Raw genomic sequence first — 18758 nt, forward strand, 5'->3', positions numbered from 1 at the left:
CACAGCACCCCTCTGACCTGCGACTTTCAGTTGGCGGAAGGTCACGGACCCCCTTGATCGGCGGACGGTGCGGCTGCTGAGGCACAGCAGCCGGAACGGCAGTGATTCACTCCCGCCCGCACAGCCTCCGGTACGGCACGTCCGCCAGGTACGTGCGCCACTGCTCGCGTGTCAGTGTGCCGCCGGCCCGGCGGCACACCGTGGCGGCCATGCGAGCGGGGTCGATGGCGTACCGCTGCAGGAGCACGTGCCTGCCGGCGAGGAGCAGTGTGCCGCCGTCCCGGGAGAAGGCCAGGGAGGTGATGTCGTCGCCCGCGGTCGGCAGGCCGGTCCCCAGGCTCTGGCGAGAGGCGACGTCCCACATCCGCAGTGTGCCGCGGGACCCCGCCGCCGCCAGTACGGAACCGTCGGGGGAGAACGCCAGTGCCGTTGTCAGTTCCTCCTCCTCCTCCTCGTCCTCCTCAGCGGTCATGGCGTGCGTGGAGAGTCCCCCGGACAGGATGCCCAGGGAGGTGCGCCGCCTGACGTCCCACAAGGTGATGCGGCCTGCTGCGTCACTCGTGGCCACAATGTCGCCATCGGGACTGAACGCGGCCAGGTCGTTGCCATCGAGCATCACCCGTGCGTCGTGGCGCCCGATGGTGGACAGCAGCGCGCCATCGTCGCGCAGCAGCGTGCCGCCGTCCGGTGACACCGCGTTGACGGTACCGCCCGCGCCGGACTCCTCGGGGTCTGTCCGGCCGCTGGTACGACGCAGTCGGCGGCCGTCGTCGGCGTCCCATACGGTGACGGCCGTCTCGAATTCGTCGAGGGTCGTCAGTTCCCGGCCGTCGGGGCTCAGGACGAAGCCCGACGGACCGCCGTCGGGCGGTTCGACCGTGGTCAGCCGGCGATGTCGGACCGTGTCCCACACGGTGATGCGGGTGAAACTGTTCATGCCGCCGCGCGGCCCCGAGCTGTGGGCCAGACGGCGCCCGTCGGCGCTCAGCGACAAGCGCGGGGTGGTCCAGGGGTCCTCCTCCTGCGGCGGGGGAACTCCGGGCACCTTGGACCGCAGCCTTCCAGTGCGCGCGTCGTACAGGACGAGGTTCCCCGCTCTTCCGTCCGCGTCACGCAGAACGGCCAGCGTGCTCCCGTCGGCACTGAGGACCGCCGTGCCAGCGGCGTGCCGGCGCCAGGCGGGCTTCAGCACGCGGCTCACGTCGACACTGCGGACGACGCCGGTGTCGCGCGTTCCCTGCGTCACGTAGCGCAGCACCCCGGATTCCAGGTCGAACTGCAGGTCTTCCGCCTGGTAGTCGGTCAGCGCGTGGCGGAAGACCGGAAACCGGGAGTGGTCGGTACGCCACAGCACTATCGCCCCGCTGCCCACACCTGCCACGAACTGCCCGTCGTTGCTGAACACGTAGTACTCCATGGCCGCCTGGCTCAGCCTCGGCAGTTCCTTGCCTGTGGTGACGTCCCAGCGCCGAAGGCCGTTGACGGCCGACACGGCAAGGACACGTCCGTCCGGGGAGAACTGCAGCGAGTCGTCCGGTCCGCACACGGGCTGCGCGGACCAGTCGAGGCTCAGCCGGCGTTGCGCGCGCAGATCCCACAGCTGCAGTCCACGCCGCGTGCACACGGCGAGGTTCCTGTTGTCCGGATCGATGTCGTAAGCGGAGTCCGCCCCTGCACCGGGTGGTGACCGGTTGAACAGGCGGCGGCCATCGCGCGTCTCCCACACCTGCAGCCTGTCTCGAGTGAGCAGCGTCCATGCGCGTCCGCCGGAACTGAAACCCTCGGTGTAGGCGGTGCCAGCCGCGGGGAGGAGCACGTCGCTGCCGCTGTCCGGTACGGCCTGATCCGCGGCAGAGGTCGGCTCCGCGGAGACGGCTTCCTGTTGGGCGGAGAGGTCGATCCAGTCCCCTTGGAAGCGCTGTGCCCGGACGTCCCACAGGCGGGCCCGTTCCGCCTCTTCGTCATGGACGGCCATGTACCGGCCGTCGGGGCTCAGGCTGCTCATGAGGTCCGCGCCAGGCGGTAGCCGGTGGCTGCTGATCAGCCGGCGGGTGCGCAAGTCCCACCGCGAAATCCCACCGGAGCCGCCGGCAGTGGTCAGCGAACGGCCGTCCGGGTCCAGGACGTACCCGTGCACCGGACCGGACCGCGGCGGGACGAAGGGGGCCAGCTCGTGCTGGCCCAGTGCGCCGAACAGAGCGGAGCGGGTTTCCGGGGTCCGGCTCAACTGCGACGCGGCCGCACTCAGCCGGAGTGCCAGCTCGGGGTCGGAGGAACGCAGGCTGTCGGCGGCCGTGGCGGCACGGCGGGCGGCGGCCTCCAGTTGCCGCCGGTCGGAGGTGCGGTTCTGCTGCCAGGCGACCACCCCGGCGACCAGCGCCAGCACGAGCAGCACCGACACGGAGGCCACCCACCCCTTCGTCCGTCGCCGTTCCCGGATCAGGGCGGACCGGCTGGCGTCGAGGAAGTCCTGCTCCACCGGTGTCAGATCGTTCCCGTCATCGCGCGCGTCGGCGAAGACCTCATCGGCCTCCGCAAGCCGTGATCCCCGGTACAGTGCCCCGGGGTCCCGGTCCAGCTCCTGCCACGTGGCAGCCGCATCGGTCAGCCGTCGCAGCACGTACAGCCGGTGCCGGTCCTCCTCGATCCAGGCGCGCAGCCGGGGCCAGGAAGTGATCAGCGCCTCGTGTGCGAGATGGACGGCGTCCCCGTCCAAAGTGACCAATCGTGCTCGGGCCAGGCGTTCGAGGACGGCGCCGGTCTCCGCCGCCGGGGACCTTGCTGTGCGCAGCTCCGCGCGGTCAACCGGGCGGCAGGTGTCTGTGGTTCCCTCACCCGGCGCGATCAGCCGCAGCAGGATGCGCCGTACCAAGGTCGCCTGCGCGGGCTCAAGCTCGCCGTACAGCTCTTCGGCCGTCTGCGCGACGGCACCCTGCACGCCGCCGGCGGCCTCGTACGCCCGTAACGTCAGCATCCGGCCCGACCGTCGCCGCCAGGTCTCCAGCAGTGCGTGCGACAGCAGGGGCAGACCGCCCGGTTCGCCCGCCACCTCGTCCAGGAGCTGGGCGGTCAGCGCCCGTTCGACGGTCAGTCCCCGTGCAGTGGCGGGCCGCACGATCACCTCGCGCAGCTCCTCGCGGCTCGGCGGTCCCACGGGTACGCCGGCTTCCCGTACCACCCGGACCAGTTCGGGGTGTTCCAGGCAGCGGCCGTAGAAGTCCGCGCGTACGCCGAGGACGACCCGCAACCGACTGGCCGGTTCGCGGGAGGTGAGCAACAGGTCGATGAACTCGGAGCGTTCATCGGAGTCCGGGCAGAGGGTGAACACCTCCTCGAATTGGTCCACGAGCACCAGGGTGTCCCCGGGGTTTTCGGCGGGCCGCAGCCGCTCGGCGTGGGTGCGGACCGGGTGCGCGCCGGGCGTCAGAATGCGCATGGCAGCGAGCGGGGTCTGCGGTCCGGCGCCATCGCGCAGCCGCGGGACCAGCCCGGCGCGCAGGAGGGACGACTTGCCGCTGCCGGAGGGGCCGAGCACCACCACGCACCGGTGCGTGCTCACCAGCTCGAGCAGGCTCTCCACGAGCTGGTCGCGTCCGAAGAACACCTCCGCGTCCTGCGGTTCGAACCGCATCAGGCCCCGGTACGGCGACTCCTCGGCGTCGGCATCCTCCCTCGGCACGGCCGCCAGTTCCTCGGCGACGGCCCGCCAGCGTTTCTCCCAGTCGTCCGCGTCCCCGCCACACGCCGCCACGTAGGCGAGGGTGACCGCCAGGGTCGGCAGCTTCTCCCCCGCGGCCGCCTGCGACAGCGCGGGGGCCGAGTACCCGCTCTGCTGTGCCATCGCCCGGTACGTCGGTGCGCCCGCCTCGGTACGCAACGTCCGTAAGTCGGCCGCGAACCGCTGCACCGGACCCGCGTCCGGGTTCAGCGGCTTCTCCTTGCGCCCCATCCCGTCTCCCCCGTCCCCGTTTTCCCGCCTGCGTCCGGTCTGTGCTGCCTCGCCTGCCCGTCCTGTGACGGTGTGCCGACAACACAACCCGTGGAGCCACCGTAGGTCCCGCCCCTCTCGCGGGCAAAGCGGCTCTTCACGTCCGGCGGATTGTTCACCTGCACAAATGCGGGCTGCTTATCAACGTCCGGCCCGCTGGACTCGATGTCGAGCGGCACCGCGACGGCGCCGCCCATCGCCGGTCCGGCTTCCTCGGGAGTCCGCGGCCGGCGGGATCCGACACGAGAGAGGAATGGCTCATGACCGAGCCCACGCAGGAACAGCCCACCCAGGAACAGCAGTCGCCGTACCCCGTCGGCGGTGCGGGGATCTTCGACGTCGACCCCAGCCAGGACGGCGTCAGCCAGGACCCTGCGGTCGCCGTCGACGGCGACGTCCAGGCCCTTGCGGAAGACGAGGAGTTCTGACATGGGGAACGTTCAGGGCATGCTGACCGCGGCCCGCAAGCTGCTGGGTGTCAGGGAGCAGCCGCCCGGCTCCAACAACAACCTCGTCACCCGCTGGTACGGACTGCGCGGCCCGTGGTGCAACATGGCCGTCAGTTACGCGGCCGCCCACTCCGGCAACCTGGCCGCGATCGGCGGCAAGTTCGCCTACACCGTGGCCCACGCCCGCTACTTCCAGAAGAAGGGCCGCTGGCACTACGGCATCGGCGGGATCCGCCCCGGAGACATCGTCTTCTTCGACTGGTCCGGCTCCCGTTCCCTCGGCGCCATCGACCACGTCGGCATCGTCGAGGCGGTGCACTCCAACCGCACCATCACCACCCTGGAGGGCAACACCTCCGACGCCTTCCGCCGCAGGCGCCGCAACTCCGCCTGCATCGTCGGCTACGGCCGCCCCGCCTACCAGGGCGGTAGTGCCCCGATGCCCAGCGGCGACGGCATCCTGCGGCGCGGCTCCAAGGGCAAAGCCGTCAGGACCCTGCAGAAGAACCTCAACACGGTGCTGAGGACGAAGCTCGTCGTGGACGGCGACTTCGGGCCCGCCACCGAGGAGGCGGTCAAGGACTTCCAGGCCAAGTACCGCCTGACCGTCGACGGCCAGTACGGCCCGAACTCGGCGGCGACGATGAAGGCCGTCCTGGCCGGCCGCGACAAGCCGATCCGGCCCAGGGCCCTCGTCCAGCAGGCGGACGCCCTGGAGGTCGACGGGGAGTTCGGTCCGGCCACGTGCGCCGCGCTCCAGCGCGCGCTCAACAGCCGCATCCAGGCCGACCTCGAAGTGGACGGCGCCTTCGGGCCGCTGACCATCAAGGCCCTCCAGGGCTACCTGAAGGTCACGGCGGACGGGATCGTCGGCCCGAAGACCACCGCCGCCCTGCGGACCCGCCTCGGGGCCGCGCCCGACGGCGGCTGGGACGCCGACACCACCCGCCTCCTCCAGAAGGCGCTGAACTCCGGTTCCTTCTGACACCGACCCCGACCCGCACGTGCCCCGGCCGGCAGACCCCCAGAAGGCCTCCCGGCCGGGGCACGTCGGAATACGGCGTGCGCTGCACCACCACCCGGTACGTGGACCCACCCACCGCCGCGCGCAGCGCCCGCGCTTCCCCAGCAAACCGCTCCACCGGCCCCGCATCCGAGTCCACCGGATCCTCCCGGCGATCCCTTTCCACCCCGGCCCTCGGACACAGCGTCCTCATCGAGTTGCGCTGCCCAAACCAACCCACGAAACCACGCATGGAGAAAGGACCACCGATAAGGGGAATTCCGGCCGCCGGGGGCCGGACGCCGGCGGGTGGCGGCCGAGAGCTGAGGAGCCCCTGGCACCGGGGTGCTGAACAAGGTGCCCGCCGCAAGGACTCGTTGCTGTTCAGCGGACGAGGCAGCGGTGTCTGTCACCGTCCGATGAGGTCCCACGCTCCGAGCACGCGACTACGCGCTCGAGACGGACCCAAACCCCTCGACCCGAAAGGGACATATACATGGCCAAGACGACGCGTCGTCTCATACCCGTCGCCCTCACCGGCGCGCTCCTCCTCGGCGGAACCGCGTCCGTCACCGCGGTGCCGACGGCGCCGACCCCGGTGAACGGCCCGGCCGACTCCGTCCCGGCGGTGAACAGCCCTGGCCTGAACACCGTCCCGGCGAAGGCGGGCCCGTCCTCCGGTACCGACCCGCAGGCGGCTGTCACCGCGGCCGGCCGGAGGGAGGCCGCCGGTGACAAAGCGGTCATCAACGGCCCCGTGTTCAACGACCCGCTGTCCGGCCCGGGAAGCGGGACACCGTCCTCCGGCCAGTCCGCAGTCATCGACCAGTTGGTGAAGCTGATCGACGCGGTACCGGCCGACGGCACCATCCGCCTGGCACTGCACGAGTTCAAGGCGGACACCACGCAGGTCATACCCACCGTGACGAACCGGCTGATCGCGGCTCACCAGCGCGGCGCCTCGGTGCAGATCATTCTCAACAGCACCGCCAAGAACGAACCGGTACGGCAGCGCCTGGCCGAGCAGCTGGGCGAGAAGGACACCGGCCGCTCCTGGGTGGTGGGCTGCGGCGTCCAGCGGGGCTGTCTGGCCAGGAACTACCTGCACGCCAAGTTCGCCACGTTCTCCAAGGTCGTCTGGCCCGACGGCAGCACAGACAACAACGTGGTCTTCCAGTCCTCGTCCAACCTGACCGACTGGTACCTGTTCCACTCCTACAACGACGCCTACACGCTCTCCGACGCGGAGATGTACACGGCTTACGCCAGGTTCTTCGAGGACCTGCGCAAGGGACGCACCCAACCCGTCAATCCCGGGTACGGATGGACCACGCCCACCGGCTCCACCTACCGGGCGCTGTTCCACCCGCGCGAGCAGACCGGCGCGGACCCCATGGTGAATACGCTGCGCTCGGTGAAGTGCTCCTACACCGAGAACGGGCAGAGGAAGCAGACCGACGTCCGTATCGCCATGCTGCACTTCAACCAGAACCGCGCGGCCGTGGCCGAAGAGCTCCTGCGTCTGCGCGGGCAGGGATGCTGGATCGACATAGTCCACGCCGAAGGCGGCGTCGACGCGACCGTCGCGTCCATCCTCGACCGGGCCGCCTCCAACGGACAGAACATCCAGCGACGTTCCTGCCGCATCACCACCAGCGGACGCGACATCATCCCGCACACCAAGGTCATGATGATCGACGGCGCCTACGACGACGACATCATTCCGCGCGTCTACACGGGAAGCGCCAACTTCACGCACCTGGAGAACTCCGACGACTCCCGGTTGCGGATCATGGGCCGTAACGCACACAACGCATACCTGAGCTGGTTCTACAGGCTCCGGTCGGTCTGCGGCGGCTGACCCCACCCGGCGTGCCGCCGCACAGCGGCACGCCGGGCCACCCGCCGGCGTACGGCGCCAGGTCCAAGTCCTGAGAAGAAGGTGCGGAGGCACGACAGTGAGCGCCGAGAACAGGAACGGCTCGCCCGATGGTGGACGGACGATCCTTGGCCGCCGTTCCAGGAGTGGCCCGGTCTCGCGAGGCCTGGGGCAGCGTTGACTGACGTTGACGCGTGCGCGGGTGAAGTGGCGTCCGCTGTCGTCCGCGACGGCCGAGCCCGGTGTCTCGCGCTCGTTCAAGTCACGCGGGGTGCCGATGCGCCCGCCGCCCTGAGCTGGCTCGGGATGACGAATCACATGACTGCGCAGGAACTGTCAGCGGTGCTTCGCTCCTGGGAGGACCGGTTTGGTCTCCGTGCCGTGGGCTTTGGACACAAAAGCTTGCATGTCTCTGTTGCCGCTCGGCCGGCGGATATCCGTCAGGCCCACATCCTCACTGCGGAGCACTACCTGGCCTGCCCGGACGTCTTCTACGTGGACCCCGACCTGGACTGGTCCACGTATCACGAGGACCTCATGAAGCGTCGCGAATGGTGGTTCTGGTGGGACTGACAACCTGCTACCCGGTGAGGCGACGGTGGCAGATGCGCGTGGCGGCGATGCCCACGAAGGCGAGGAAGTGCTCGGCTTCGTGTTCGTAGCGTCGGTGCAGGCGTCGGCAGCCGGCCAGCCAGGAAATTGTCCTTTCAACGACCCAGCGGTGTCTGCCGAGCCGCTGGGAGCACTCGATGCCCTCGCGGGCGATGCGGTGGCGGATGCCTCGCCGACTGAGCCATCGGCGCAGGTGGTCGTAGGCGTAGCCCTTGTCGGCGTGGAGCTTGGCCGGCCGTCGGCAGCGCGGGCCGCGCCGGGAGCGGAGGGGCGGGATGCCGCGCACGAGCGGCTGCAGGCCGAGGATGTCGTGCGTATTGGCGCCGGAGACACCCAGGGATAGGGGTAGTCCGTTCCGGTCGGTGATCAGGTGAATCTTCGATCCGCTCTTGCCGCGGTCGGTCGGATTCGATCCGGTCAGGGGCCCTCTTTTGCGGCCCGGAGGCTGACGGAGTCGATCGCGCACCGCGACCAGTCCAACTCGCCCCGGGCGCCGAGCTCGTCGAGGATGACGCGGCGCAGCCGGGCCCAGACCCGCTCCCGGATCCACTGGGCGAAGCGCCGGTAGACAGTGGGCCGGCCGGCCCGGACGTCGGCGGCAACTGCCGCCAGGTGCAGCCCGAGGTGGCCACGAAGATGATCGCGGCCAGGCATTCGCGGTCACCTGTCCGCCGCCGGCCGCCGCCCTGCGAGCGTATGACCTGTATCGGCGGGACCACCCGACGGAACAGCGACCACAACTCATCCGGCACCAACCGCTCCACCAGATCCGCCATGCGTGGCTCGACGAACGATCACGCCATGAGAAACGATGTCCTAGCAAGTGTCACCCTCGATTCTGGCGTGACGCCAACGAATCAAGGTTGTTCCTGGTAAGGACGTCTGACACGCAGTGAGAGTCGAACCGGACAGCGAATTGGGACGTCGCTGCCGCGACCTCGGCGAGCACTTCCGGCATGCTCCGGCCACGCCGGTTCGTGCGACTGCTCAGGGACCGCTTCGCCGTTCCCGCCCGGATCGGTCACAACAACGTCCCGAACACCGACTACCTGGAGCGGAGGCCCTCTGGCAGCAACGGCGAGGGCGTCGACTGCCATGAGGCCGCCGTGGGAGGTCCCGGTGTCGTTTCCGGCCGGGACGGCAAGGTGGCCGACGGGCCGGTAGCCGTCGTCGGGGCGTGTGTCTGGGCGGAGTCCGGCCGTGCCGTCGGGGCGAACGCCGCGCGATAGGCGGTGGGTGTCGTCCCGAGGGTGCGCCGAAAGTGCAGCCGGAGGTTCGAAGGGCTCCCCAGACCGCACCGGTCGGCTATGTGGTCGACGGCGAGGTCGGTGCTCTCCAGGAGTTCCCGGGCGCGGTCGAGCCGGGCGGCGAGCAGCCACCGCAGGGGCGTCGTGCCGGTCTCGGTGACGAACCGCCGGGCGAAGGTCCGCGGCGCCATGTGCGCGTGCGCGGCGAGCTGCGGGACCGTCAGCGGTTCGTGCAGGCGGGCCAGGGCCCACGCCCGGGTGGCCGCCAGGGTGACGCCGTACGTGTCGGGGGCCAGCGGCCGTTTGATGTACTGCGCCTGCCCGCCGTCGCGATGAGGAGCGGAGACCAGGGAGCGCGCCACCTGATTCGCCGTCCGTGCGCCCAGGTCGCTTCGCACCAGGTGCAGGCACAGGTCGATGCCGGCGGCGACGCCCGCCGAGGTCAGTACCTGCCCCTCGTCCACGTAGAGCACGCGCGGGTCCACCGACACCCTCGGGTACCGCGCCGCCAGTTCGTCGGCGTACTTCCAGTGGGTGGTGGCCTTGCGGCCGTCCAGGATCCCGGCTGCCGCCAGCGCGAACGCCCCCGTGCAGATGGACACCAGCCGCCGGCCCCGGGCGTGGGCCCCGGCCAGTGCGGCCAGGACGTCCTCCGGGAGTTCCCGTAGGTGCGGTGCGTACCCCGGGACCACCACGGTGTCCGCGTCGCGCACCGCTTCCAGCCCGGCCGTCACCGTCACGGCGAACCCCGCCGCGGTCGGGACCGACCCCGCGGTCCGTCCGCACAGGGTCAGTTCATAGGGATCACCGGGCACGGCGATGAAGACCTGGGCCGGGATGCCCAGGTCCAGGGGCAGCGCGCCGTCGATGACCAGTACCGCCACTCGGTGCGGTGCGGCAGGGGTGGCAGTTTCCTCTCGCATGGAGGCAAGTCTGCCACTGTCACTGGCAGTTGGCGCAGCCGATCATCTATGCCATGAACGACGAGATGACCACCGGCGTCCCGCCGCTCCCCGACACTCCCCTCGCCTGCCGCGCGCTGGCCCTGGTGCGCGAGACGGAGTCCACCGCGACCGCCAACCACAGCGTCCGCAGCGCGCTGTTCGCCCGCCTCCGCGCCGACCACCAGGGCGCGGAGCCGGGGCGCGACTACGATCCGGAACTGCTGTTCCTGGCCTGCGTCCTGCACGACATCGGCCTGACGCGGGCCGGTGACCGCCACCAGCGGTTCGAGGTGGACGGCGCCGACACGGCCGCGGAGTTCCTCACCGAGCAGGGCCTGCCCACCGCCGACGTCGACGCCGTGTGGGAGGCCATCGCCCTGCACACGACGCCGGGGGTCGCCGAGCGCCGCGGCACCCTGTGCGCCCTGGTGCACCAGGGAGCCGGCATGGACTTCGGCTGGGACACCGATTGCGTCGACGACGCCACCGGGGCCGCGATCCACACCGCCTACCCGCGGCTGTCCATGGCCACCACCCTCACCGACGAGATCGTCGCCCAGGCACGGCGCCGTCCGGAGAAGGCCCCGCCCTTCTCCCTCGCGTCCGAACTGCTGCGGGAGCGGTCCGTGCCGCCGCACAGGACCCGGATGGAGACCATGGCCGACGCCGCACGCTGGGGTGACTGAACATGACGACGTACGGAATCCTGCTGTTCGACTCGGCGCAGGAACTCGACTTCACCGGCCCGTGGGAGGTGTTCACCACCTCCTCCGGACTGCGGGACGGCAGGGACGACGTCCTGCTCGTCGCCGAGCGCTCCGCGCCCGTCCGCTGTTCCCAGGGCATGCGGGTACTGCCGGATCACACACTCGGCGACCACCCACCGCTGGACGTCGTCCTCGTACCGGGTGGTTCCGGCGCCCGGGAGGTCGAGCCGTACAACGAGCGGGTGACCGGCTGGCTCACCGACACCGCCGCGCGCGCGACCTGGGTGGTCGGCGTCTGCACCGGGACCTTCCTGCTGCACGCCGCCGGCCCGGCCCGGACCCGCCGGGTCGCCACCCACTGGCAGTACGAGGAGGCGCTCGAAGGACGCGGCGACGTCACCGTCGTACGGGGCGCCCGCTACGTGGTCGACGGCAACCTGCTCACCAGCCAGGGCGTCTCCGCCGGCATCGACAGCGCCCTGTGGCTCGTCGGCCACCTGCACGGGCGTGAGCACGCCCGTGCCGTGCGCCGTGCCCTCCAGTACGACCCGGCACCTCCGTACCTGGCGGACGAGCCTCTCCTTCCCTCCGTGACCGACCGAGAAGTGGAGCACCGACCGAGATGAACCGCCGTACCCTCCTGCACGCCGGCACCGCGCTCGGGGCCGCGACACTGACGGCCGGCGCCGCCACCCGGGCCGACGCGGCGGTCTCCGCGGCTCCTGGGCGCGACCGTCCGTTACGTGTCCACGTCGTCATGTTCGACGGTGTGGAGGAACTCGATTTCGCCGCACCGTACGAGGTGTTCTCCGCCTCCGGTCACTTCGCCGAGCGGGAGGCGGAGGTCCGCTACGTCACGCTCGACGGTCCTCGTACCGTCGAGGCCGCCTACGGCACCAGGTTGCGCGTCGACAACGGGTGGGCCCCCGAGGGGGCGGACCTTCTCGTCGTCCCCGGCGGCGGGTACGCGCGCCGCGAGGACCCCGGAGTGTGGGCCGAGATCCGGCGGGGCTCCCTGCCGCGGGCCCTGGCCGCCGCGACCCGCCCGGGCCTGACCGTCAGCGCGCTGTGCACGGGCGTGATGCTGCTCTCCGCGGCCGGGCTGACCTCGGGACGCCCCTGCACCACCCATCACCGGGCACGGGCCGACCTGGAGCGGCAGGGGGGCGTGCTGAAGAACGCCCGCGTGGTCGACGACGGCGACCTGGTCACCGCCGGCGGGGTGACCTCCGGTCTGGACCTCGCCCTGTGGCTGGTGCGCCGGGAACTTGGCGCGGACGCCGCGGTCGGTCTGGAAGAGATGCTCGAGTACGAGGCCCGCGGCACGGTGTGGACAGCGCGGAGCAGTCGGTGAGCGGACGTCGCCGGTCGCGGTCCCGACACGGAGGCGTCCGGACGGACGGGGCGCGGACCGACTGGGGGCATGGGCCTGGAGGCGCCCGTGTCCCTGTGACAGCGAGGTTTCGGCTGCTGTGTCGGCTGGGGGAAGGGAGGCGGAGCAACCAGGTGCGCCCTGTGAAGTCTTCATGGCGGCTCCGGCCGGATATCGCCTCGGGGGGCTGCTCTGCCTTCAGCCGGACTTGTTGCCTCGCGACACATGCGCACCGTTGCTGCGGTGGCCCGTGCCCGGGAGGCTCCTGATGGCGTCAGACGCGAGGCCGGACGAAGACGGGGTGGCGGCACCTCCCGGACGGCAGCGGCCTTCCGGCGACCGCGTCGCTCTCCGCGGCGACCTGCGGTCCGCCCTGCCCGACGCCACCGCGGCGGTGGTGGTCACGGCGCTCGTGTTCGTGTTGCTGTGGGCGCACGGAGTCGGGCGAGTCGGACACGGTCGCGGTCATGCCGTTCATGGACGACCCCGGCACGTACGGGATGTACCTGCTCAGCCAGGCGTTCGGCTGGTCCGGGCTGCTGTGGGCCTGGGGCACGGTCATGCTCGGTCTGCTGCTGTCGGGGCCGCGTCCCACCCGGCTGCCGGTCCCCCGGCAGACCCTGGAGCGCTGGCACCGCACCACGAGCCTGACCACGATGGCCCTGAGGTCCGCGCACGCGCTGATGTTCGCGGCGGAACTCGTGCGCTGTGAGACGAGGGTGGCGTGGGCGGAGCGGTTGTGGGTGGCCTTCGCTGACACCTTCGTGCCGGGCTGGTACGACTCCGGAACCGGCCGGGTAGCCATCCCTCTCGGTCAGGGGGCCCTGTACCTGGCGGTTCCGTTGGGGCTGCTGTTCTACGTCCGGCACCGCCTCGGAGCGGACGCCTGGCGACGGCTGCACCGTTTCGTGATCGTCGTCCATGTGCTGAGCGTGTGGCACACGCTGCTGTACGGAACCAACGTCTGGTACGGGGAGTGGCCGCGTACCGTCCTGTGGCTGCTGCAACTGCCGGTCGCAGTGCTGCTGTTGCTCCGTCTACTGAGACCGGCCCGGCGGGCTGAACGGCTGGGCCGGCCGGCCGGGCGCGGGAACGCGGCCCGGCCGTGGTGGTGGGCACGGGCGGCAGGACGGGTCACCGCCGGAGCCGTCGTCGTCGGGCTCGTCGTCCTGGTGGTGTCCGGCCGCGACGGCGGACGGGACCGTCCGACCCATCCGCCCGCCACGGCCCCACACGCCCAGGAGACGGATTGACGGCCGGTGACAGGGCGACGGCGGAACGAGGAAGCCGGTGTGCGTGCGGCGCGGTCCCGCCACCGTGACCGGCGAGCGGTTCCCGACAGGCACTGCCCGCCACCGGCCGCTCGGCGGGAACATGGAACGCCCGCGTCGCTGCCGTCTCGCGCTGCCCGGGCGGTGTCGCCGGAGCGGGGCGCTCCGGGACAGTACGGCCGAAACCCGGTACCAGCCGTGTTCTGGCATGCCGGAGGCGTCAGGACAGGCGCCGACTGGCGGCTTTGACCAACTGATCGCTGGCGTCGATTGCGGTCTGCCGGAGAGCGGCGAGCTCATCGGCATCCATGGCCTGGCGGATGCCGAACGCTGCCCTTGCGGCGGCGGTGGCGACCTCTGCGAGATCGGGGACGAGCACCGGCACGGATACCAGCGGAGCGGTGACGGCTGACCTGGTGATGTGTGACTGGCTCCGGGCGGCAGCGAGGGTGTCGGCATCCGCTCCGGCCAGGCGCAGGTCCTCGCGGCGCCACATGGCGCGTCGGTGGTCGCCGATCGCAGCAACCAATGCGGTGACGGCTGCGAGCTGGGCGTCCCGACGCCGGTCGTCGCGTTCGGCGTCGCGGACGGAGCGGGTGGCGCGGGTCTGGAGTGCGCTGGTGACGATTCCGCCGAGCAGTGTGAGGAGCGCGTTTGGGCGCCATTTCACTTGGCGTGGTCTCGCGGCAGTCCGAGGCGATGACTGCTGCGCTTGTCGAGCGGATGGGCCGGAAGACCCGTGGACGTCGTTCCGGCGAGTGGTGCCGCCGGCGCCGGTTCACCCGCAGGGCGGAGGGCACCCTCGGCGAGGGGACCGCGAGGTGCTCGCCGCCGTCATCTTCGTGACCACCTCGGGCTGTACCTGGAACCGGCTGCCGCCGGTGTCCGGCACATCGTCGCCGACGCCCTCACCGACGACGACCTGGCCGTGCCCGGTGCCGCCGCGCCCGAACTGCCGGTCACCGCCGGGGCTGCGGGCCTCGCCGATCCGGGACAGCGGCGCGGTGCCGCCAGGAAGGCACCGAGCGGAATCCGTCCGGGTGCGCGAAAGCATCAACGGTAATGACATCCATTTTCATGTATCGTCTGTGGCGCACACCGCTCGTACTCGGAGGTCCCCATGGCCGTGCCCAAACGCAAGATGTCCCGCAGCAACACCAGGCACCGTCGCGCGCAGTGGAAGGCCACGACGCCTCAGCTGGTGACGGTCACGGTGGACGGGGTTCCGTACCGCGTGCCCCAGCGGCTGGCCAAGGCGTACGAGCGCGGTCTGCTCCGCCCCGGGGACTGACACCGCATGACCCACGCCCCCTCGCCGCGTCTGCCCGTCACCGTCCTGTCGGGGTTCCTCGGTGCCGGCAAGACCACCCTGCTCAACCACGTCCTCGCCAACCGCGAGGGCCTGCGCGTCGCCGTCATCGTCAACGACATGAGCGAGGTCAACATCGACGCCGCCCTGGTGCGCGGCGGCGAGGCGGCTCTCTCGCGCACCGAGGAACGCCTGGTCGAGATGACCAACGGGTGCATCTGCTGCACCCTGCGCGACGATCTGCTGGAAGAGGTGGACCGGCTGGCGCGCGAGGGGCGCTTCGACTACCTCCTCATCGAGTCCTCCGGCATCTCGGAGCCCATGCCGGTGGCCGCCACCTTCGCCTTCGCCCGAGACGACGGCGCCACCCTCGGCGATCTGGCCCGGCTGGACACGATGGTCACGGTCGTGGACGCCGCCAACTTCCTGCCGGAACTCGCCGGCGGCGACGAACTCGCCGAGCGGGGCCTGGACCAGTACCAGGACGACGAACGCACGGTCAGCGACCTGCTGATGGACCAGATCGAGTTCGCCGACGTCATCGTCCTCAACAAGCTCGACCTCGTCGACGCGGCGTCCGCCGACCGGCTGCGGGCCACCCTGGCACGCCTCAATCCCGCCGCCCGCATCGTGCCGGCCGTACGGGGCCGCGTGCCGCCCGCAGAGGTCCTGGGCACCGCTCGCTTCGACCTGGAGCGGGCACAACAGGCTCCGGGCTGGGTCAGGGAACTCAACGGCGACCACGTGCCCGAGACGGAGGAGTACGGCATCTCCTCGACCGTCTTCCGTTCCGCGGCGCCCTTCCATCCCGGGCGGCTGTGGACGTTCGTGACGGAGGCACTGGACAGCGGCGCTCACGGGCGGGTACTCCGGTCCAAGGGCTTCTTCACGCTGGCCAGCCGGCCGCGGGTGACGGGACTGTGGTCCCAGGCCGGTTCCGTGGCACGCTTCGAACCCTCCTCCGCGCGTGACGCCGACAGCCCTCACGCCCAGGAACTCGTGTTCATCGGCACCCACTTGAACGCGGAATCCCTGCGGGCGGCCCTGGCCGACTGCCTCATGCGGGAAGACGAGGCCCCGCCCGCCACCGATCCCTTCCCCGCCTGGGACACCTACGGCTTCGACGAGAGCTGCGCGCACGAGCACGACCCCCTCACCACCGTGACGGGGCACTGAAACTCCGGTCCGGACGGTGGTCGCGGCCACGGCACCGTCCGGCCCGGTACACCCCCGTGCCGGAGAGGCCGCTCATGGAGCAGGAGGAGCCGCGCCTGGGAACGGTGCGGGAAACACCCCTCATCCCGCTGTGCGCCCGCGCGGTGGAGAACCGCAAGGAACACGCCCTGCTGCGGGACGCGCGGGCCGAGGAGACCGTCGCCTCGACCGACTACGACTTCGGACGCTTCGACGACCTCCCCAGCCTCCCCGGCGCGCCGCGCACCCTTCTGTTCGACCGAGGGGTGACGGACTTCCTCTCCGAGCACCCCGACGGAACCGTGGTGGAGGTCGGCACCGGGCTCAACACGCGTTACGAACGCGTGGACAGGTGCTCCCCTGCCTCGGCACCGGCGACGACCTGGCCGAGGCGGGCCTCGCGGCCGCCGCCGGTGACCAGCTCAGGGTCGGCGACACCTGGGCCAGGCAGCTGGAGTACGCCCCCGTCCTCGCCGTCGTGGAGAGCGAGGGCGCCGACGACGAGGACCGCGCTCCTCACCCAGCTCCACCAAGGACGCCCGGGAGATGGCGCTCTGCCGTACTCGAGCCGGTGGGGGACGAGGACTCCGCCCGGCACCGCTCCTCACCGCGGAAAAGCCGAGCGCATGCGGAACGCACCCCCGGGTCGGGGATGCGTTCCGCGTTTCCTGCCAGGGCATCAGGAGCGGCCGGTGGCCCCCCATGGCCCCGGTGCCCCGCGTGACTGCTGCCTCCGGCATCGAGGCGACGGCCGGGTTCGGCCGCGCGCTCGACATCGGCAGCGGCGGTCGGCGCCCTGTGAGCGCGCACGTCGTCTCCGCCCACAGATTCTCCCGCAGATCCGGGGTGCCACGCCTCGCGACAGCGTGACGCGGGCGACGGTGACACGGTGGCCGTGTCCTGTGCGGGACCGAGGGGGCCTCGGTGGGAGGGGCTGCGCGCCGGACGCCTCCGGCGAGGTGGGATCACACTCGAACCACGGTCAGTCAGCGGTGAACCGCAGGTGCGGGGCGACGCTGCGGAGTTTCTCGCACGTCTCTTCGATCTCCCGTTCGGGGCTGGACTGGGCGGTGACCCCCGCGCCCGCGCGCAGCCATGTCCCGTCGCCCTCACCGATGAGGGTGCGCAGGACGAGGGCGGCGTCGAGGGCGCCGCCGGTGCTGCCCCGGAAGACCGCGCCGCCGTACAAGCCGCGGGGTCCTTGCTCGTGGCGGGCCAGGGCCTGGAGGGCGGCGCGTTTGGAGACGCCCGTGGCGGTGATCGCGGGGAACAGGGAGGCGAAGGCGTCCCACGGCCCGGCGTCCTCACGGAGGCGGCCGGTCACCCGCGACGCCAGGTGCTGCACCGGGCCGCGCGGCCGGACCGCCATGAACTCCTCGACCACCACGGAACCGGGCCGGCACACGGCGGCCATCTCGTCCCAGGCGAGGCGTACGGACACGGCGTGTTCGTGTATCTCCTTGGGGTCGGTGAGCAGTTCCGCCCGCAGGCGGTCGTTCTCCGCCGGGTCCGCGCCGCGTGCGCGGGTGCCCGCGAGCGGCTGGGTGCTGACGCGGCCGTCCTCGCCGACCTCCAGGACGGTCTCCGGGCTGAATCCGGCCGCCCGGTAGCCGCCGAGGTCCAGCAGGTAGGAGCGGGCCGGGGTGTTGGCCCGGCGACCGGCGAGATAGGTGGCGGGGAAGTCCACGGGCGTGCCGGCGGGCAGCGGGATCTTCCGGGAGAGGACTGCTTTCTCCAGGAGGCCCGCGCGGATGTCCTCGACCGTTCGGGCCACCGCACTGCCGTAGGCGTCGGTGCCGGCGGCGATGATGTCCTCGGATGTCTCCGGCGTCGTCCCGTCGGGTGCGGGCTGTCGTGCCGGTAATAACTCCGCGAGCAGGTCGGCGGCCTCGCGGAGCCACGCGTCGTCCACCGCGCGGACCACGGTCCGGTCGCCGGTGAGGGTGACCTCGACGGACGGGACCAGCGCGTGCAGCAGCGGCCCGTCGCCGGTGACCGCGGGGTCGGCGTGGAGGAGGTGGGCGAGTTCGAAGGCCGCCCAGCCGTAGAAGTGGCGTCCGCCGCCGCGTGCGCCGTGCGCGTCGTCCGCGTCGGACAGGGCGCGCAGCGCCGCCGCGAACGCCGTCAGCGGGCTGCCGTCGGTGCGGGAGTTCCAGGTCCGTCCCGCCGCCCGCGCGGTGACGGCGTCCGCGTGCGCGGTGAGGCTGACGGCGGAGCCCGCCGCGAAGTGCCAGACGCCGCCCTCCCCCTCGTACACCACGTACTGGTCGGCGAGAGCGGCCCGGGCGAGGCGAGTTGCCGTGGCCGCGGCGTCGTTGCTGGGTTCCAGGGTGCTCGCGGAGACGAGCGGTGGGACGGAACCCGCCCACGAGTCCCAGGTGTTCCGGGGGCCGTTGTTCATCGCGTCGTGCCTTCCTCGTGCCGCTGCCGCTGGGTCCGGTGGAGCGCTGGTGCCGGGTGCGAGGTCACGGGCGTGCCGCCGCCAGCCGTCAGACCGGGTCCGCCGGTGCCAGAAGGAGGCGTACGTGCCGCCTCCCGTGACCGGGTCGTGGTGCGTGCCGCGTTCGGTGATCCCGCCGTCCTCCAGAACGAGGATATGGTCCGCTACGGCGATCCGGCCGAGGCCGTACGTGCGCACCAGGCCGGAGAGCCGTTCCTGCTCTCCGGGCGAGTCGAGGTTCACCGTCGCTCCCACGCGCACCGCAAGCCACAGGAACTCGATGTCCTCGGGACACGTGGCCCTGACGCGGTCTCCGGTGAACCCGCAGCCCAGTGCGTGCCTC

Annotated in this window: 13 protein-coding genes and 4 pseudogenes; 12 read left to right on the top strand and 5 right to left on the bottom strand. The window is 71.4% G+C overall.

The features are described from left to right. Window positions 1–106: 106 nt before the first annotated feature. Window positions 107–3949, bottom strand: coding sequence for a hypothetical protein (locus GL259_RS02935; RefSeq protein WP_159528907.1), 3843 nt, complete (start codon window positions 3947–3949; stop codon window positions 107–109). A gap of 299 nt (window positions 3950–4248) precedes the next feature. Here GL259_RS02935 and GL259_RS02940 point away from each other — a divergent pair, with 299 nt between their 5' ends. The 4 genes from GL259_RS02940 to GL259_RS38455 all read left to right on the top strand — a co-directional run bounded on the left by GL259_RS02940 (window position 4249) and on the right by GL259_RS38455 (window position 7892). Further along, entirely contained in the window at window positions 4249–4416 is a 168-nt protein-coding gene (locus tag GL259_RS02940) for a hypothetical protein (RefSeq protein ID WP_159528909.1), read from the top strand. 1 nt (window position 4417) lies between these two features. Further along, entirely contained in the window at window positions 4418–5422 is a 1005-nt protein-coding gene (locus tag GL259_RS02945; protein ID WP_159528910.1) for a peptidoglycan-binding protein, read from the top strand. Between the two features lie 514 nt (window positions 5423–5936). Then, a complete protein-coding gene (locus tag GL259_RS02950; protein WP_159528911.1) occupies window positions 5937–7301 on the top strand; it encodes a phospholipase D-like domain-containing protein in 1365 nt (454 codons plus the stop codon). A gap of 225 nt (window positions 7302–7526) precedes the next feature. Next, entirely contained in the window at window positions 7527–7892 is a 366-nt protein-coding gene (locus tag GL259_RS38455; RefSeq protein WP_279578650.1) for a DUF4253 domain-containing protein, read from the top strand. 7 nt (window positions 7893–7899) lie between these two features. Here GL259_RS38455 and GL259_RS02960 read toward each other — a convergent pair. Together GL259_RS02960 and GL259_RS02965 are read right to left on the bottom strand one after the other, a co-directional pair. Beyond that, a pseudogene (locus GL259_RS02960) lies at window positions 7900–8698 on the bottom strand (IS5 family transposase). A 278-nt stretch (window positions 8699–8976) separates the two neighbouring features. After that, on the bottom strand, window positions 8977–10101 hold the full coding sequence (locus GL259_RS02965; RefSeq protein WP_347814607.1) for a helix-turn-helix domain-containing protein: 1125 nt from the start codon (window positions 10099–10101) through the stop codon (window positions 8977–8979). A gap of 53 nt (window positions 10102–10154) precedes the next feature. Between GL259_RS02965 and GL259_RS02970 the strand changes: the two genes are divergently transcribed. The 4 genes and pseudogenes from GL259_RS02970 (at window position 10155) to GL259_RS02985 (ending at window position 13454) form a co-directional block, all read left to right on the top strand. Continuing rightward, window positions 10155–10808, top strand: coding sequence for an HD domain-containing protein (locus tag GL259_RS02970; protein ID WP_159528913.1), 654 nt, complete (start codon window positions 10155–10157; stop codon window positions 10806–10808). Window positions 10809–10810: 2 nt separating this feature from the next. Next, window positions 10811–11455, top strand: a complete 645-nt coding sequence (locus tag GL259_RS02975; RefSeq protein WP_159528914.1) for a DJ-1/PfpI family protein — start codon at window positions 10811–10813, stop codon at window positions 11453–11455. Beyond that, entirely contained in the window at window positions 11452–12183 is a 732-nt protein-coding gene (locus tag GL259_RS02980) for a DJ-1/PfpI family protein (protein ID WP_159528915.1), read from the top strand. Before GL259_RS02975 ends, GL259_RS02980 begins: the two co-directional genes overlap by 4 nt. A 286-nt stretch (window positions 12184–12469) precedes the next feature. Then, a pseudogene (locus GL259_RS02985) lies at window positions 12470–13454 on the top strand (ferric reductase-like transmembrane domain-containing protein). A gap of 238 nt (window positions 13455–13692) precedes the next feature. On the opposite strand, the gene GL259_RS02990 reads toward GL259_RS02985, so the two are convergent. Continuing rightward, window positions 13693–14142, bottom strand: a complete 450-nt coding sequence (locus tag GL259_RS02990) for a protein kilB (protein ID WP_159528916.1) — start codon at window positions 14140–14142, stop codon at window positions 13693–13695. Between the two features lie 29 nt (window positions 14143–14171). Here GL259_RS02990 and GL259_RS02995 point away from each other — a divergent pair. The 4 genes and pseudogenes from GL259_RS02995 to GL259_RS38460 form a co-directional block, all read left to right on the top strand. Then, window positions 14172–14353 (top strand): annotated as a pseudogene (locus GL259_RS02995) (transposase); the annotation flags it as partial. Window positions 14354–14592: 239 nt separating this feature from the next. Then, window positions 14593–14763 (top strand): 50S ribosomal protein L32, encoded by a 171-nt coding sequence (gene rpmF / locus GL259_RS03000; protein ID WP_159528917.1) that lies wholly within the window; start codon window positions 14593–14595, stop codon window positions 14761–14763. A 6-nt stretch (window positions 14764–14769) separates the two neighbouring features. After that, complete coding sequence (locus tag GL259_RS03005; RefSeq protein ID WP_159528918.1) at window positions 14770–15957, top strand: GTP-binding protein; 1188 nt, start codon at window positions 14770–14772, stop codon at window positions 15955–15957. Between the two features lie 370 nt (window positions 15958–16327). Next, window positions 16328–16489, top strand: a pseudogene (locus tag GL259_RS38460) (cobalamin biosynthesis protein CobW); the annotation flags it as partial. Window positions 16490–16957: 468 nt separating this feature from the next. On the opposite strand, the gene GL259_RS03015 reads toward GL259_RS38460, so the two are convergent. Continuing rightward, the gene (locus GL259_RS03015) at window positions 16958–18376 is read right to left on the bottom strand and encodes a salicylate synthase (protein WP_159538316.1); all 1419 of its coding nucleotides are present in this window, start codon (window positions 18374–18376) and stop codon (window positions 16958–16960) included. Window positions 18377–18758: the final 382 nt, after the last annotated feature.

It is taken from the genome of Streptomyces sp. Tu 3180, from assembly GCF_009852415.1.
Classification (GTDB): Bacteria; Actinomycetota; Actinomycetes; order Streptomycetales; family Streptomycetaceae; genus Streptomyces.

Coding starts and splice junctions, on each gene's coding strand:
- GL259_RS02950 (WP_159528911.1), top strand. CDS start 5,937: ATGGCCAAGACGACGCGTCGTCTCATACCCGTCGCCCTCACCGGCGCG.
- GL259_RS03015 (WP_159538316.1), bottom strand. CDS start 18,376: ATGAACAACGGCCCCCGGAACACCTGGGACTCGTGGGCGGGTTCCGTC.
- GL259_RS02980 (WP_159528915.1), top strand. CDS start 11,452: ATGAACCGCCGTACCCTCCTGCACGCCGGCACCGCGCTCGGGGCCGCG.
- GL259_RS02940 (WP_159528909.1), top strand. CDS start 4,249: ATGACCGAGCCCACGCAGGAACAGCCCACCCAGGAACAGCAGTCGCCG.
- GL259_RS02970 (WP_159528913.1), top strand. CDS start 10,155: ATGAACGACGAGATGACCACCGGCGTCCCGCCGCTCCCCGACACTCCC.
- GL259_RS02945 (WP_159528910.1), top strand. CDS start 4,418: ATGGGGAACGTTCAGGGCATGCTGACCGCGGCCCGCAAGCTGCTGGGT.
- GL259_RS02965 (WP_347814607.1), bottom strand. CDS start 10,101: ATGCGAGAGGAAACTGCCACCCCTGCCGCACCGCACCGAGTGGCGGTA.
- GL259_RS03005 (WP_159528918.1), top strand. CDS start 14,770: ATGACCCACGCCCCCTCGCCGCGTCTGCCCGTCACCGTCCTGTCGGGG.
- GL259_RS02935 (WP_159528907.1), bottom strand. CDS start 3,949: ATGGGGCGCAAGGAGAAGCCGCTGAACCCGGACGCGGGTCCGGTGCAG.
- GL259_RS02975 (WP_159528914.1), top strand. CDS start 10,811: ATGACGACGTACGGAATCCTGCTGTTCGACTCGGCGCAGGAACTCGAC.
- rpmF (WP_159528917.1), top strand. CDS start 14,593: ATGGCCGTGCCCAAACGCAAGATGTCCCGCAGCAACACCAGGCACCGT.